The organism is Polaribacter uvawellassae, assembly GCF_039748955.1.
Classification (GTDB): Bacteria; Bacteroidota; Bacteroidia; order Flavobacteriales; family Flavobacteriaceae; genus Polaribacter; species Polaribacter uvawellassae.
This window is the reverse complement of sequence record NZ_JBDIZN010000002.1, coordinates 423,755-437,766: the sequence shown is the minus strand read 5'-3', so window position 1 is coordinate 437,766 and position 14,012 is coordinate 423,755. Positions and strand designations below refer to the sequence as shown.

Annotated in this window: 25 protein-coding genes; all 25 read left to right on the top strand. The window is 34.2% G+C overall.

Annotation, left to right across the window (positions count from 1 at the left end):
- The first annotated feature begins 140 nt into the window (after positions 1–140).
- The 25 genes from rpsL (at position 141) to secY (ending at position 14,012) form a co-directional block, all read left to right on the top strand.
- Positions 141–515 carry a 30S ribosomal protein S12 gene (gene rpsL / locus ABDX67_RS06400; RefSeq protein ID WP_188597492.1) on the top strand — a complete coding sequence of 125 codons (375 nt, stop codon included), beginning with the start codon at positions 141–143 and terminating at the stop codon, positions 513–515.
- A gap of 27 nt (positions 516–542) precedes the next feature.
- Positions 543–1,019, top strand: coding sequence for a 30S ribosomal protein S7 (gene rpsG / locus ABDX67_RS06395; protein WP_347174128.1), 477 nt, complete (start codon positions 543–545; stop codon positions 1,017–1,019).
- A gap of 3 nt (positions 1,020–1,022) precedes the next feature.
- Positions 1,023–3,140 carry an elongation factor G gene (fusA, locus tag ABDX67_RS06390; protein WP_347174127.1) on the top strand — a complete coding sequence of 706 codons (2,118 nt, stop codon included), beginning with the start codon at positions 1,023–1,025 and terminating at the stop codon, positions 3,138–3,140.
- Positions 3,141–3,159: 19 nt separating this feature from the next.
- Entirely contained in the window at positions 3,160–3,465 is a 306-nt protein-coding gene (rpsJ, locus tag ABDX67_RS06385) for a 30S ribosomal protein S10 (protein ID WP_347174126.1), read from the top strand.
- 303 nt (positions 3,466–3,768) lie between these two features.
- On the top strand, positions 3,769–4,386 hold the full coding sequence (gene rplC, locus ABDX67_RS06380) for a 50S ribosomal protein L3 (RefSeq protein WP_347174125.1): 618 nt from the start codon (positions 3,769–3,771) through the stop codon (positions 4,384–4,386).
- Positions 4,386–5,015, top strand: a complete 630-nt coding sequence (gene rplD, locus ABDX67_RS06375; RefSeq protein WP_347174124.1) for a 50S ribosomal protein L4 — start codon at positions 4,386–4,388, stop codon at positions 5,013–5,015. Before rplC ends, rplD begins: the two co-directional genes overlap by 1 nt.
- Positions 5,016–5,020: 5 nt before the next feature.
- Entirely contained in the window at positions 5,021–5,311 is a 291-nt protein-coding gene (rplW, locus tag ABDX67_RS06370) for a 50S ribosomal protein L23 (RefSeq protein WP_301401472.1), read from the top strand.
- Positions 5,312–5,325: 14 nt separating this feature from the next.
- Positions 5,326–6,150 carry a 50S ribosomal protein L2 gene (gene rplB, locus ABDX67_RS06365; RefSeq protein ID WP_347174123.1) on the top strand — a complete coding sequence of 275 codons (825 nt, stop codon included), beginning with the start codon at positions 5,326–5,328 and terminating at the stop codon, positions 6,148–6,150.
- 6 nt (positions 6,151–6,156) lie between these two features.
- Positions 6,157–6,435 carry a 30S ribosomal protein S19 gene (gene rpsS, locus ABDX67_RS06360; protein ID WP_347174122.1) on the top strand — a complete coding sequence of 93 codons (279 nt, stop codon included), beginning with the start codon at positions 6,157–6,159 and terminating at the stop codon, positions 6,433–6,435.
- Between the two features lie 6 nt (positions 6,436–6,441).
- Positions 6,442–6,849 carry a 50S ribosomal protein L22 gene (rplV, locus tag ABDX67_RS06355; protein WP_347174121.1) on the top strand — a complete coding sequence of 136 codons (408 nt, stop codon included), beginning with the start codon at positions 6,442–6,444 and terminating at the stop codon, positions 6,847–6,849.
- An 11-nt stretch (positions 6,850–6,860) separates the two neighbouring features.
- Positions 6,861–7,568: a 30S ribosomal protein S3 gene (gene rpsC, locus ABDX67_RS06350; RefSeq protein WP_347174120.1), complete on the top strand. Its 708-nt coding sequence runs from the start codon at positions 6,861–6,863 to the stop codon at positions 7,566–7,568.
- Between the two features lie 22 nt (positions 7,569–7,590).
- Positions 7,591–8,019: a 50S ribosomal protein L16 gene (gene rplP, locus ABDX67_RS06345; RefSeq protein WP_347174119.1), complete on the top strand. Its 429-nt coding sequence runs from the start codon at positions 7,591–7,593 to the stop codon at positions 8,017–8,019.
- 12 nt (positions 8,020–8,031) lie between these two features.
- Entirely contained in the window at positions 8,032–8,223 is a 192-nt protein-coding gene (gene rpmC, locus ABDX67_RS06340; RefSeq protein ID WP_301401462.1) for a 50S ribosomal protein L29, read from the top strand.
- An 18-nt stretch (positions 8,224–8,241) separates the two neighbouring features.
- The gene (gene rpsQ / locus ABDX67_RS06335; RefSeq protein WP_347174118.1) at positions 8,242–8,499 is read left to right on the top strand and encodes a 30S ribosomal protein S17; all 258 of its coding nucleotides are present in this window, start codon (positions 8,242–8,244) and stop codon (positions 8,497–8,499) included.
- A 1-nt stretch (position 8,500) separates the two neighbouring features.
- Positions 8,501–8,869, top strand: a complete 369-nt coding sequence (gene rplN / locus ABDX67_RS06330; RefSeq protein ID WP_347174117.1) for a 50S ribosomal protein L14 — start codon at positions 8,501–8,503, stop codon at positions 8,867–8,869.
- Positions 8,870–8,882: 13 nt separating this feature from the next.
- Entirely contained in the window at positions 8,883–9,191 is a 309-nt protein-coding gene (gene rplX / locus ABDX67_RS06325) for a 50S ribosomal protein L24 (protein WP_301401457.1), read from the top strand.
- Between the two features lie 2 nt (positions 9,192–9,193).
- A complete protein-coding gene (rplE, locus tag ABDX67_RS06320) occupies positions 9,194–9,745 on the top strand; it encodes a 50S ribosomal protein L5 (RefSeq protein ID WP_347174116.1) in 552 nt (183 codons plus the stop codon).
- Positions 9,746–9,748: 3 nt separating this feature from the next.
- The gene (gene rpsN / locus ABDX67_RS06315) at positions 9,749–10,018 is read left to right on the top strand and encodes a 30S ribosomal protein S14 (protein WP_347174115.1); all 270 of its coding nucleotides are present in this window, start codon (positions 9,749–9,751) and stop codon (positions 10,016–10,018) included.
- A 150-nt stretch (positions 10,019–10,168) separates the two neighbouring features.
- Entirely contained in the window at positions 10,169–10,567 is a 399-nt protein-coding gene (rpsH, locus tag ABDX67_RS06310; protein ID WP_347174114.1) for a 30S ribosomal protein S8, read from the top strand.
- 12 nt (positions 10,568–10,579) lie between these two features.
- Entirely contained in the window at positions 10,580–11,125 is a 546-nt protein-coding gene (rplF, locus tag ABDX67_RS06305) for a 50S ribosomal protein L6 (RefSeq protein ID WP_347174113.1), read from the top strand.
- 11 nt (positions 11,126–11,136) lie between these two features.
- Positions 11,137–11,487 (top strand): 50S ribosomal protein L18, encoded by a 351-nt coding sequence (gene rplR / locus ABDX67_RS06300; protein ID WP_347174112.1) that lies wholly within the window; start codon positions 11,137–11,139, stop codon positions 11,485–11,487.
- Positions 11,488–11,497: 10 nt separating this feature from the next.
- On the top strand, positions 11,498–12,022 hold the full coding sequence (rpsE, locus tag ABDX67_RS06295) for a 30S ribosomal protein S5 (RefSeq protein WP_347174111.1): 525 nt from the start codon (positions 11,498–11,500) through the stop codon (positions 12,020–12,022).
- Positions 12,023–12,033: 11 nt separating this feature from the next.
- Positions 12,034–12,216, top strand: coding sequence for a 50S ribosomal protein L30 (gene rpmD, locus ABDX67_RS06290; protein ID WP_301401447.1), 183 nt, complete (start codon positions 12,034–12,036; stop codon positions 12,214–12,216).
- Between the two features lie 14 nt (positions 12,217–12,230).
- The gene (rplO, locus tag ABDX67_RS06285; protein ID WP_347174110.1) at positions 12,231–12,680 is read left to right on the top strand and encodes a 50S ribosomal protein L15; all 450 of its coding nucleotides are present in this window, start codon (positions 12,231–12,233) and stop codon (positions 12,678–12,680) included.
- 12 nt (positions 12,681–12,692) lie between these two features.
- Complete coding sequence (gene secY, locus ABDX67_RS06280) at positions 12,693–14,012, top strand: preprotein translocase subunit SecY (RefSeq protein WP_347174109.1); 1,320 nt, start codon at positions 12,693–12,695, stop codon at positions 14,010–14,012.

The window sequence follows — 14,012 nt, the reverse complement described above, 5'->3', positions numbered from 1 at the left end:
AAAATTATAATTGGCAATAAAAAAATATTGTTTTAAAAAATAACTTGCTGACATTTGAATAATTAGAATTTAATTGTACATTTGCAAACTCTTAAAAAGAGACAAATTATAAATAAAAACGTAATTATTAACAATTTAGTATGCCAACGATACAACAATTAGTACGTAAAGGAAGAACCAAAATAACTAAGAAGAGTAAATCGGCTGCTTTGAAATCATGTCCTCAAAGAAGAGGAGTATGTACACGTGTTTATACTACAACACCTAAGAAACCTAACTCTGCGATGCGTAAAGTAGCCAGAGTAAGATTGACTAACGGTAATGAGATAAACGCATACATTCCTGGAGAAGGACATAATTTGCAAGAGCACTCGATAGTATTAGTTAGAGGAGGAAGGGTAAAAGATTTGCCAGGAGTAAAGTATCACGTAGTACGTGGAGCTTTAGATACAGCGGGAGTTGAGGGAAGAACTCAACGTAGATCAAAGTATGGTGCAAAACGCCCAAAGAAGTAATTTTATTAACTTTTTTAATGTAAAGACATGAGAAAAAGAAGAGCGAAAAAAAGAATTCTTTTACCAGATCCAAAATTTAACGATCAATTAGTTACACGTTTTGTAAACAACTTAATGTGGGATGGTAAAAAATCAGTAGCCTTTAAAGTATTTTACGACGCGTTAGAGCTTGTAGAAGAAAGAAAAGGTGAAGAAGAAAAATCAGCATTAGAAATTTGGAAAGAAGCATTATCAAATGTAATGCCTCACGTAGAAGTTAGATCTAAACGTGTGGGTGGAGCAACATTCCAGATTCCAATGCAAATTAGACCAGATAGAAAAGTTTCTTTAGCTATCAAGTGGTTAATCTTACATACTCGTAAGAGAAATGAAAAAACAATGGCTCAACGTTTAGCTGCAGAAGTATTAGCTGCATCTAAAGAAGAAGGAGCTGCTGTTAAGAAAAGAGTGGATGTTCATAAAATGGCAGAAGCTAACAAAGCATTTTCACACTTTAGATTCTAAGAAATGGCAAGAGATTTAAAATTAACAAGAAATATAGGAATTGCTGCACATATTGATGCAGGAAAAACAACTACAACTGAGCGTATTCTTTTTTACACAGGTGTTTCTCATAAAATTGGTGAAGTTCATGATGGAGCTTCTACAATGGATTGGATGGAACAAGAAGCAGAAAGAGGTATTACCATTACTTCTGCAGCAACAACTTGTGATTGGAAGTTTCCTATTGAAAATGGGGAGCCAACAGCAGATGCTCAAGATTACCACTTTAATATTATTGACACTCCTGGTCACGTTGATTTTACGGTTGAAGTAAACCGTTCGTTACGTGTTTTAGATGGGTTAGTATTCTTATTTAGTGCCGTTGATGGTGTAGAGCCACAATCTGAAACTAACTGGAGATTAGCGGATAACTATAAAGTTCCAAGAATTGGGTTCGTTAATAAAATGGACCGTCAGGGATCTGACTTTTTAGGTGTTTGTCAGCAAGTTAAAGATATGTTGAAGTCGAACGCAGTACCAATTGTTTTAAATATTGGTGATGAAGATGAGTTCAAAGGTATTGTAGACTTAGTTAAAAACAGAGCTATTGTATGGCATGATGACAACTTTGGATCTACGTTTGATGTAGTTGCTATTCCAGAAGACATGAAAGATGAAGTGCGTAAATACCGTGCTTTATTAATCGAAGAAGTAGCTAGTTACGATGAAGACTTATTAGAAAAATTCATGGAAGATGAAGATTCTATAACAGAAGACGAGGTGCACGCTGCACTTAGAGCTGCTGTAATGGATATGGCTATCATTCCTATGGTTTGTGGCTCTTCATTTAAAAATAAAGGAGTGCAGTTTTTATTAGATGCTGTTTGTCGTTATTTACCTTCTCCTATGGATAGAGAAAGTGTAATAGGAGTTAATCCAGACACTAACAACGAAGAAAGACGTAAACCAGATGTTAAAGAACCTTTTTCGGCTTTAGCATTTAAGATTGCTACAGATCCTTTCGTAGGACGTTTAGCATTTTTCCGCGCATATTCTGGTCGTTTAGATGCTGGTTCGTATGTATTAAATAATACATCAGGTAAAAAGGAACGTATTTCTAGAATTTATCAAATGCACGCTAATAAGCAAAATGCTATCGATTTTATTGAAGCAGGAGATATTGGTGCAGCTGTAGGATTTAAATCTATTAAAACTGGAGATACTTTATCAGATGAAAAACATCCAATTGTTTTAGAGTCTATGGACTTTCCAGATCCAGTAATTGGTATCGCGGTTGAACCTAAAACTAAAGCAGATGTAGATAAGTTAGGTATGGCTTTAGCAAAATTAGCTGAAGAAGATCCAACATTTCAAGTAAGAACTGACGAAGCTTCAGGACAGACTATTATTTCTGGAATGGGTGAGTTACACTTAGATATTATTGTTGATCGTTTAAAACGTGAATTCAAAGTAGAAGTTAACGAAGGTCAGCCACAAGTTGAATATAAAGAAGCTATTACTGCTTCTGCAGATCACAGAGAAGTGTATAAGAAGCAATCTGGTGGACGTGGAAAATTTGCAGATATCGTATTTACGATGGAACCAGCTGATGAAGGTGTTCAAGGATTGGTATTCGAATCTGAAATTAAAGGTGGTAACGTGCCAAAAGAATTTGTTCCTTCTATTGAGAAAGGTTTCAAAATGGCAATGAAAAACGGACCTTTAGCAGGATACGAAATGGACTCTTTAAAAGTAACATTAAAAGATGGTTCTTTCCATGCTGTGGATTCTGATCAGTTATCTTTTGAGATTGCTGCTAAATTAGGGTACAAAGCTGCTGCAAAAGCTGCAAAAGCAAAAATCATGGAACCTATTATGAAAGTAGAAGTACTAACTCCTGAAGAAAACATGGGAGATATTGTAGGTGATTTAAATAGAAGAAGAGGGCAAGTATCTGACATGAGTGATAGAGCTGGAGCTAAAGTAGTAAAAGCTACTGTACCATTATCTGAAATGTTTGGATATGTTACTGCATTAAGAACAATGTCATCTGGTAGAGCAACATCTACAATGGAATTTTCTCACTATGCAGAAACTCCATCTAATGTTTCTGAAGATGTAATTGCAAAAGCAAAAGGATAATTTACTAAATAGATAAAAAATGAGTCAAAAAATTAGAATCAAATTAAAGTCTTATGATTACAATTTAGTAGATAAATCTGCTGAGAAAATCGTAAAGACAGTAAAGAGTACAGGAGCATTAGTAAATGGTCCAATTCCTTTACCAACACATAAAAAGATTTTTACAGTATTACGTTCACCACACGTAAACAAGAAATCTAGAGAGCAATTTCAATTATCTGCTTATAAAAGATTATTAGACATTTATAGTTCTTCTTCGAAAACTATTGATGCTTTAATGAAACTTGAGTTACCAAGCGGTGTTGAAGTTGAGATTAAAGTATAAGTATTTGAAGCTAACCTTTTCAGCTTATTTATAAGTTGAAAAGGCTTAGTTTAAAAATTTTTCCGATACAAATCGGAATCTCATAAATGAGATAAAAAAATTCTGAAGGTATTCAGAATACACATGTCCGGAGGGTTTCGCGAAGGAAAAACGGTAAAAACATATTCAGCGTTGAACATGTTTAACGCTGTTTTTTTTGAACGAATTTCTAGAAAGACAAAAGAAACGGAAGTTTCAAAAAAATAATTTATTAATAATAGACGCGATGGATAATATAAATCTAACGTCTTAAATCTAAACAGAATGTCTGGGTTAATAGGAAGAAAAATAGGAATGACCAGCTTATTCGACGAAAACGGGAAGAATATTCCTTGTACAGTAATCGAAGCAGGTCCTTGCGTTGTTACCCAAGTCAGAACCGAAGAGGTTGACGGCTACAACGCCTTGCAACTTGGTTTCGATGACAAAAAAGCAAAAAGCTCTAATAAAGCTTTAGATGGACACTTTAAAAAAGCTGGTACATCTGCTAAAAGAAAAGTCATGGAATTCCAAGGATTTGAAAAAGAGTATAAATTAGGAGATTCAATTACAGTTGAGCACTTTGAAGAAGGTGAATTCGTAGATGTATCAGGAACTTCTAAAGGTAAAGGTTTCCAGGGAGTTGTAAAGCGTCATGGATTTGCAGGGGTTGGTCAAGCAACTCACGGGCAACATAACCGTTTAAGAGCGCCAGGATCTATTGGAGCGGCATCTTATCCAGCTAGAGTATTCAAAGGAATGCGAATGGCAGGAAGAATGGGTGGAGATACAATTAAAGTGCAGAATCTAAAAGTATTAAAAGTGGTTGCAGATAAAAACCTACTTGTTGTTAAAGGAGCAGTTCCTGGACACAAAAATGCTTACGTAACTATTCAGAAATAATGAAAGTAGCAGTTTTAGATATTACAGGAAAAGATACAGGTAGAAAAGTTGAACTTTCTAACGATGTATTCGGAATCGAACCAAATAAGCACGCTATTTACTTAGATGTAAAGCAGCATTTGGCAAATAAAAGACAAGGAACTCACAAATCGAAAGAAAGAGCTGAGATTTCTGGAAGTACAAGAAAGATTAAAAAACAAAAAGGAACTGGTACTGCAAGAGCAGGTTCTATCAAGTCTGGTGTTTTTAGAGGTGGAGGACGTATGTTCGGACCAAGGCCAAGAAATTACTCTTTCAAACTAAACAAAAATTTAAAGCGTTTAGCTCGTAAATCTGCGTTAAGTACACAAGCAAAAGATAAAAATTTAGTAGTTGTAGAGAACTTTGATTTCGATACAGTAAAAACTAAGAATTTTGTTAATGTATTGAAAGCATTAGGGTTAGAAAACAAAAAATCTTTGTTTGTGTTGGCTGAGTCAAATAATAATGTATATTTGTCATCACGAAATTTAAAAAGAACAAAAGTTGTAAGTAGTTCAGATTTAAGTACTTACGGAGTTTTAAACGCTAATAAAGTTGTGTTTACTGAAGGTTCTTTAGAAGGAGTTGAATCAAATTTTAGCAAATAATAGCAATGAATATTTTAATTAAACCTATTATTACCGAAAAAGCAACAACCGATAGCGAGTTAAATAACCGTTATGCATTTGTTGTAGATAAAAGAGCTAACAAGTTGGAAATCAAAGGAGCTATTGAAGCTGCTTATGGAGTTGCAATTTCAGCTGTAAGAACAATGAATTATCCTGTTCAGAGAAATACTAAATTCACAAAGAAAGGTATGGTTACGGGAATGAAAGGAGCTTACAAGAAAGCAATAGTGCAGTTAGCAGAAGGAGAAACTATAGATTTTTATAACAATCTTTAAGTAAAAAGACAAGAATGTCAGTTAGAAAATTAAAACCAGTAACACCAGGTCAGCGTTTTAGAGTAGTAAGTGGGTTCGACACCATTACTACTGACAAGCCGGAAAAAAGCTTATTAGCTCCGAAAAAAAGATCTGGAGGTCGAAACAATCAGGGTAGAATGACAACTCGTAATATTGGAGGTGGTCATAAGAAAAAATATCGTATTATCGATTTTAAAAGAGATAAAACAGGTATCCCTGCAACAGTAAAAACTATCGAATACGATCCAAATCGTACAGCATTTATTGCTTTAGTTAGTTATACTGATGGAGAAAAACGTTATGTGATTGCACAAAACGGATTAGAAGTAGGTCAAACTATTGTATCAGGTGCAGGAGCAGGTCCAGAAATTGGAAATGCAATGTTGTTAAGTGAGATACCATTAGGAACTACAATTTCTTGTATTGAATTACGTCCAGGACAAGGAGCTGTTATGGCTCGTTCTGCAGGATCTTTTGCTCAGTTAATGGCAAGAGAGGGAAAATATGCAACAGTTAAGTTACCTTCAGGTGAAACAAGATTTATTTTGTTAACATGTATGGCAACTATTGGAGTTGTTTCTAACTCTGATCATCAATTATTAGTATCTGGTAAAGCAGGTAGAAGTAGATGGTTAGGAAGACGTCCAAGAACTAGACCAGTAGTAATGAACCCAGTTGATCACCCAATGGGAGGTGGTGAAGGGAAATCTTCTGGAGGACATCCAAGATCAAGAAATGGAATTCCTGCTAAAGGATTCAAAACTAGATCTAAAACGAAAGCTAGTAATAAGTATATTTTAGAACGTAGAAAGAAATAATAAGTTATGGCAAGATCATTAAAAAAAGGACCTTACGTTCACTACAAGTTAGAAAAGAAAGTTTTAGCTAACGTAGAATCAGATAGCAAATCAGTAATTAAAACTTGGTCAAGAGCAACTATGATTACTCCTGATTTTGTTGGACAAACAATTGCAGTTCACAACGGAAAGCAGTTTGTACCAGTATATGTTACTGAAAACATGGTAGGGCATAAATTAGGAGAGTTTTCACCAACACGTTCTTTTAGAGGACACGCAGGTGCAAAAAATAAAGGTAAAAAATAGTAGGAAATGGGAGTTCGTAAACATAACATGGCAGAACAGTTAAAAGAAGCTAGAAAGCATAAAGCTTTCGCTAAGCTTACTAACTGTCCTACATCACCAAGAAAAATGCGTCTAGTGGCGGATCTAGTAAGAGGTGTAGAAGTAGAAAAAGCACTACAAATTTTAAAATTCAGCTCAAAAGAAGCATCTATTAATTTAGAGAAATTGTTATTGTCTGCTATTGCAAACTGGCAAGCTAAAAATGAAGATGCATCTATTGAAGAAGCTGGGTTATATGTGAAGTCTATTTGTGTAGACAGCGCAGGGATGTTAAAAAGATTAAGACCAGCTCCGCAAGGACGTGCTCATAGAATTCGTAAGCGTTCTAATCACGTTACTTTAGAGTTAGGTAGTAAAAATATTGAAAGCAAATAATTAAAGTAGACATGGGACAAAAAACAAATCCAATAGGACTTCGTTTAGGAATCATCAGAGGTTGGGAATCTAACTGGTATGGTGGAAATGACTACGGAGATAAAATTGCAGAAGATGACAAAATAAGAAAGTATGTAAATGCTAGATTATTTAAAGCAAGTGTATCTAGAGTTATTATTGAGCGCACGCTTAAACTTGTAACCGTTACTATCACTACTGCTAGACCTGGTATTATTATCGGAAAAGGAGGACAAGAGGTAGACAAGTTAAAAGAAGAGCTTAAGAAAATTACTGGTAAAGAAGTACAGATTAATATTTTTGAAATTAAACGACCAGAATTAGATGCAAAATTAGTTGCTTCTAGTGTTGCTCGTCAAATTGAAAATAGAATTTCGTACAAACGTGCAATAAAGATGGCTATTGCTGCTGCAATGAGAATGAACTCTGAAGGGATTAAAATCCAAATTTCAGGTCGTTTAAATGGAGCTGAAATGGCACGTTCTGAACACTATAAAGAAGGTAGAATTCCTCTTTCTACTTTTAGAGCAGATATAGATTATGCACTTGTAGAATCTCATACAACTTACGGTAGAATCGGAGTTAAAGTATGGATTATGAAGGGCGAGGTTTATGGAAAAAGAGAATTATCTCCATTAGTTGGTTTGTCAAAAAAGCAAGGTGGAGCTAATAAGAAACAACAATCTCGTAGAAGAAAATAATTTTTAAAATTAGAAATTAAAAATGTTACAGCCTAAAAGAGTAAAATACCGTAAGGTACAGAAAGCGAAGGGGAACATGACAGGAAACTCTGGTAGAGGGACTCAACTTTCAAACGGAATGTTTGGAATTAAATCTTTAGATCAGAATTTACTAACATCTCGTCAGATAGAAGCAGCTCGTATTGCGGCAACTCGTCATATGAAAAGAGAAGGTCAATTATGGATTAAAATTTTTCCAGACAAGCCTATTACTAAAAAACCATTAGAAGTACGTATGGGTAAAGGTAAAGGAGCTCCAGAATATTTCGTTGCTGTTATAAAGCCAGGAAGAGTTTTATTTGAAGTTGGTGGTGTACCAATCGAAGTTGCAAAAGAAGCATTACGTTTAGCAGCACAAAAACTTCCAGTAAAAACTAAGTTTATAGTCGCTCGCGATTTTGATAACGCTTAATTCGATAAGAAAATGAAACAGTCAGAAATTAAAGAATTATCAACTGCAGATTTACAAGAAAATCTTGGCACGTTGAAAAAAAACTATACTGATTTAAAAATGGCTCACGCGATTTCTCCTTTGGAAAATCCAATACAGTTAAGAGCCTTAAGAAAATCTGTTGCAAGAATTGCTACAGAGTTAACAAAAAGAGATTTACAATAATTGTAGTCAGTTTTAAAGATGGAAAAAAGAAATCTTAGAAAAGAGAGAATTGGTGTTGTATCCAGCAATAAAATGGAAAAATCTATTGTTGTTTCTGCAGCAAAAAGAACAAAGCACCCAATGTATGGTAAGTTCGTTTTAAAAACGAAAAAGTACGTTGCACACGATGAGACAAACGATTGTAATGTTGGAGATACTGTAAAGATTATGGAAACAAGACCTTTAAGTAAATCTAAACGTTGGAGATTAGTAGAAATCCTAGAAAGAGCTAAATAATATGTTACAGACAGAATCAAGATTAAAAGTAGCAGATAATACTGGAGCTAAAGAAGTTTTAGTAATCCGCGTTTTAGGAGGAACAAGAAAGCGATACGCTAGAGTTGGAGATAAAATTGTTGTTACAGTAAAATCTGCAACACCAAACGGTACTGTAAAGAAAGGACAAGTTTCTAGAGCAGTAGTTATTCGTACGAAGAAAGAAGTTAGACGTAAAGATGGTTCTTATATCAGATTTGATGATAATGCTTGTGTACTTTTAAATCCTACAGAGGAAATGAGAGGCACACGTGTTTTTGGACCAGTTGCTCGTGAACTTCGTGAGAAACAATTCATGAAAATAGTATCATTAGCACCTGAAGTGCTTTAAAAGAGAAAAGACGATGACAAAGTTTAAAATCAAATCAGGAGATACTGTTACAGTAATCGCAGGAGACCATAAAGGATCGGAAGGAAAGGTTTTACAAATCCTTAGAGATAAAAACAGAGCTATAGTTGAAGGTGTTAATATGATTTCAAAACACACAAAACCTAGTGCTCAAAGTCCGCAAGGAGGAATAGTAAAGAAAGAAGCTTCAATTCATATCTCTAACTTATCGTTAGTAGAAGGAGGAAAAGCTGTAAGAGTTGGATATACAGTAGAAGGAGATACTAAAACTAGAATCTCTAAGAAAACTAAAAAAGCAATATAATCATGAGTTACGTACCAAGATTAAAAGCAGAGTATAAGAGCAGAATAGTAGGTGCTCTTACAGAAGAATTTGGTTATAGCAACGTTATGCAAGTGCCTAAATTACAAAAAATTGTAGTTAGTAAAGGTGTTGGTGCGGCTATAGCTGATAAGAAATTGATAGATTATGCTCTTGAAGAGTTAGCTACAATTACAGGACAAAAGCCAATTGCTACTTTATCTAAAAAAGATGTTGCAAACTTTAAATTACGTAAAGGAATGCCAATTGGTGTGATGGTTACGTTAAGAGGAGAAAAAATGTACGAATTTTTAGATAGATTAGTAACCGCATCTTTACCACGTGTTAGAGATTTTAACGGTATTAAAGCAAATGGTTTTGATGGAAGAGGTAATTATAATTTAGGAATTACTGAACAAATTATCTATCCAGAAATTAATATTGATAAAGTAAATAAAATCGGAGGAATGGATATTGCTTTTGTAACATCAGCAGATACCGATAAAGAAGCAAAATCATTATTAGCAGAATTAGGTTTACCATTTAAAAAAAATTAAGACATGGCTAAAGAATCAATGAAAGCCCGTGAGGTAAAAAGAGCAAAAATAGTAGCTAAGTACGCTGAGAAAAGAAAAGCTTTAAAAGAAGCTGGAGATTACGAAGCATTACAAAAGTTGCCAAAAAACGCTTCTCCAATTAGAATGCACAATAGATGTAAGCTAACAGGAAGACCAAAAGGGTATATGCGTCAATTCGGATTATCACGTGTGACATTCCGTGAAATGGCAAACCAAGGATTAATACCAGGTGTTAAAAAAGCAAGTTGGTAAAAACCTTATAAAATAAAATAGAATGTGTATCTTTGCACGCTCTATTTTTTTGAGTAATAAACATTAACTGATTTCAGGTTTAATTATCACAGAGTAATCTGTAGCATAAATAGAGATAATTAAAAACCAAAATCGCAATTTTAAATAAATATGTATACAGATCCAATCGCGGATTTTTTAACGAGAGTTAGAAATGCAATCGCAGCAGGACACAGAGTTGTAGAAATTCCAGCTTCAAACTTGAAGAAGGAAATGACAAAAATTTTGTTTGATCAAGGATATATTTTAAGCTACCAGTTCAATGATGAATCAGTTCAAGGAACTATCAAAATAGCTTTAAAATATGATAGAGAAACAAAAGAATCAGTAATTAGAAAACTAGAACGAATCAGTACACCAGGTTTACGTAAATACGTTAGTGCATTAGAAATGCCTAGAGTGTTAAATGGTCTTGGTATTGCAATCGTTTCAACATCTAAAGGTGTGATGACTAACAAGAAAGCACGTCAAGAGAATGTTGGAGGGGAAGTAATTTGTTACGTTTATTAATACTATAGTAAGATGTCAAGAATAGGAAAAAACCCAATAAGCATTCCAGCCGGAGTTGAATTAAACATCGATGGAAATGTAGTAACGGTAAAAGGAAAGTTAGGAGAATTATCTCAAGAGATTTCTGGCGATATTACTGTAAGGATAGAAGGTGAAACTGTTATTTTAAACAGACCATCAGAAAGTAAGCCTCATAAAGCTGCTCACGGATTATATAGATCATTAGTATTTAATATGATTGAAGGAGTTAGTAAAGGTTGGACTAAAGAACTAGAATTAGTTGGTGTAGGTTATAGAGCTTCAAACCAAGGACAAAAATTAGATTTAGCATTAGGTTTTTCTCATAATATTGTTTTAGAATTAGCTCCAGAAGTTAAGGTAGAAACTGTATCTGAAAAAGGAAAAAACCCAATCGTTAAACTAACTTCTTACGATAAACAATTAGTTGGTCAAATTGCCGCAAAGATTCGTTCTTTCCGCGCACCAGAACCATACAAAGGTAAAGGAGTTAAATTTGTAGGAGAACAATTAAGAAGAAAAGCAGGTAAATCTGCATAATATATAGCATTATGGCATTATCAAAGCTTGAAAGAAGACAAAGAATTAAAAATAGAATCAGAAAGATTGTTTCTGGTACTGCGGCAAAGCCAAGGTTATCTGTTTTTAGAAGTAATAAAGAAATATATGCTCAATTAGTAGATGACGTTACTGGTGTTACATTAGTAGCTGCTTCTTCTAGAGATAAAGATGTTGCAACAGGTTCAAAATTAGAAACTGCTGCATCTGTTGGAAAAGCAATAGCAGAAAAAGCTGCTAAAGCTGGTATAGAAACAATTTCTTTTGATAGAAATGGGTATTTATACCATGGTAGAATAAAAGTATTAGCAGAGGCTGCTAGAGAAGCTGGTTTAAAATTTTAAGAAGTTTATTATGTATCAAAATTATAAAAACGTAGAAAGAGTAAAACCTAGCGGATTAGACCTTGTTGATCATTTAGTAGGGGTACAACGTGTTACTAAAGTAACTAAAGGAGGTAGAGCTTTTGGATTTTCTGCAATTGTTGTTGTAGGAGATGGTAACGGAGTAGTTGGTCATGGATTAGGTAAATCTAAAGATGTTGCATCAGCAATTGCTAAAGCAATTGAAGACGCTAAGAAAAATTTAGTTAGAATTCCTATTTTAAATGGAACTTTACCTCATGAACAAAAAGGGAAATTTGGTGGAGCAAAAGTGTTTTTAAAGCCTGCTTCACATGGTACCGGAGTTATTGCTGGTGGTGCTGTACGTGCGGTATTAGAATCTGTTGGAGTACATGATGTTTTATCAAAATCTCAAGGTTCTTCTAACCCTCACAATGTGGTAAAAGCAACATTAGATGCTTTATTACAATTGCGTAGTGCAGTTACAATTGCAAAACAAAGAGGAATTTCTTTAGAAAAAGTATTTAACGGATAAATCTAAGAACGATGGCAAAAATTAGAGTTAAGCAAGTAAAAAGCAAAATCGGACGCCTTCAAAGTCAAAAAAGAACTTTAGAAGCATTAGGTTTACGTAAAATGAACCAAGTAGTAGAACACGAGGCAACTCCTTCTATCATTGGTATGGTAAATACAGTTAAACACTTAGTTTCTTTCGAAGAAATTAAATAAACACATATATAGAAATGAGTTTACATAACTTACAACCCGCAGAAGGATCTGTAAAAAAAGAAAAAAGAATCGCAAGAGGTGAAGGTTCTGGTAAAGGTGGTACTGCTACTAGAGGTCACAACGGACAGAAATCGCGTTCAGGATATTCAAGAAAAATAGGATTCGAAGGAGGGCAAATGCCACTTCAGAGACGTGTTCCTAAATTTGGATTTACTAACATTAACCGTAAGGAATATGTTGGGGTTAATTTAGATAAATTACAATCATTAGTAGACGAAGGTAAAATTACAGATACTGTAACTTTAGATATCTTAATTGCTAATAGAGTAGTAAGTAAAACCGAATTAGTAAAAATACTAGGTCGTGGAGAGCTTAAGGCTAAATTAAATATTACTGTTCACAAATTTACTGCTACTGCAAAAGCTGCTATTGAAGCTGCCGGAGGTGAAGCAGTTACATTATAAGATTAAGTAAATATGAAGTTGATAAACACCTTAAGAGACATTTGGAAAATAGAAGAGCTTAAACAAAAGCTTATTTTAACTTTAGGTTTAATTGCTGTATATCGTTTTATGGCTCAAGTTCCTTTACCAGGAATTGATCCATTACAATTAACAGCGTTAAAAGATAGTACTTCCACAGGTCTTATGGGCTTATTAAATGCATTTACTGGTGGGGCATTTTCTAGAGCGTCTATTATGGCACTTGGAATTATGCCTTATATTTCTGCTTCTATTGTAGTTCAATTAATGGGAATTGCGGTTCCTTATTTACAAAAACTACAAAAAGATGGAGAAAGTGGAAGAAAGAAAATTACACAAATAACACGTTGGTTAACAATTGGTATTACTTTGGTACAAGCACCAACATATATTACAGCGATTAAAACATCATTTGGATTGCCAGAAGAAGCATTTTTAGTTTCTGGAGGAGCCTTTTGGTTTTCATCGATTATATTGTTAACAGCAGGAACAATCTTTGCAATGTGGTTAGGAGAGCGTATTACAGACAAAGGAGTTGGTAATGGAATTTCATTATTAATTACCGTTGGTATTATCGCAAATTTCCCTGGAGCATTTATGCAAGAATTTGTATCTAAAACGTCAAGCGCAGGAGCTGGAGGAATTATGATGATTCTTTTAGAAATCTTTGTTTGGTTTGTTGTGATTTTATTGTCAGTTTTATTAGTAACAGCCGTTCGTAAAATTGCGGTACAATATGCTAGAAGAACTGTAGTTGGAGATATTAAAGATGTTGCTGGAGCAAGACAATACATTCCGTTAAAGTTAAATGCAGCGGGAGTAATGCCAATCATTTTTGCACAAGCAATTATGTTTTTACCAGTTGCATTAGCAAGAAAGTTTCCAATGTTAAGTGAGTTACAAGACATGAATGGATTGTGGTATAATGTTTTATTTGCCGTGTTAATTATCATATTTAGTTATTTTTATACAGCAATTACAGTACCTACAAATAAAATGGCCGATGATTTAAAAAGAAGCGGTGGTTTTATACCAGGTATTAAACCAGGAAGTGATACAGCTGAAAGATTAGATTCGGTATTGTCTAGAATTACGTTCCCAGGATCGTTGTTTTTAGCAGCTCTATCTATTTTGCCAGCAATTGTATATCAATTTGGTGTATCACAAAGCTGGGCAATGTTTTACGGTGGAACATCATTAATTATTATGGTAGGAGTTGCAATTGATACAATTCAACAAATTAACTCGTATTTATTAAACAGTCATTACGACGGTTTAATGAAAACAGGAACCAGTAGAAAATCATTAAAATAA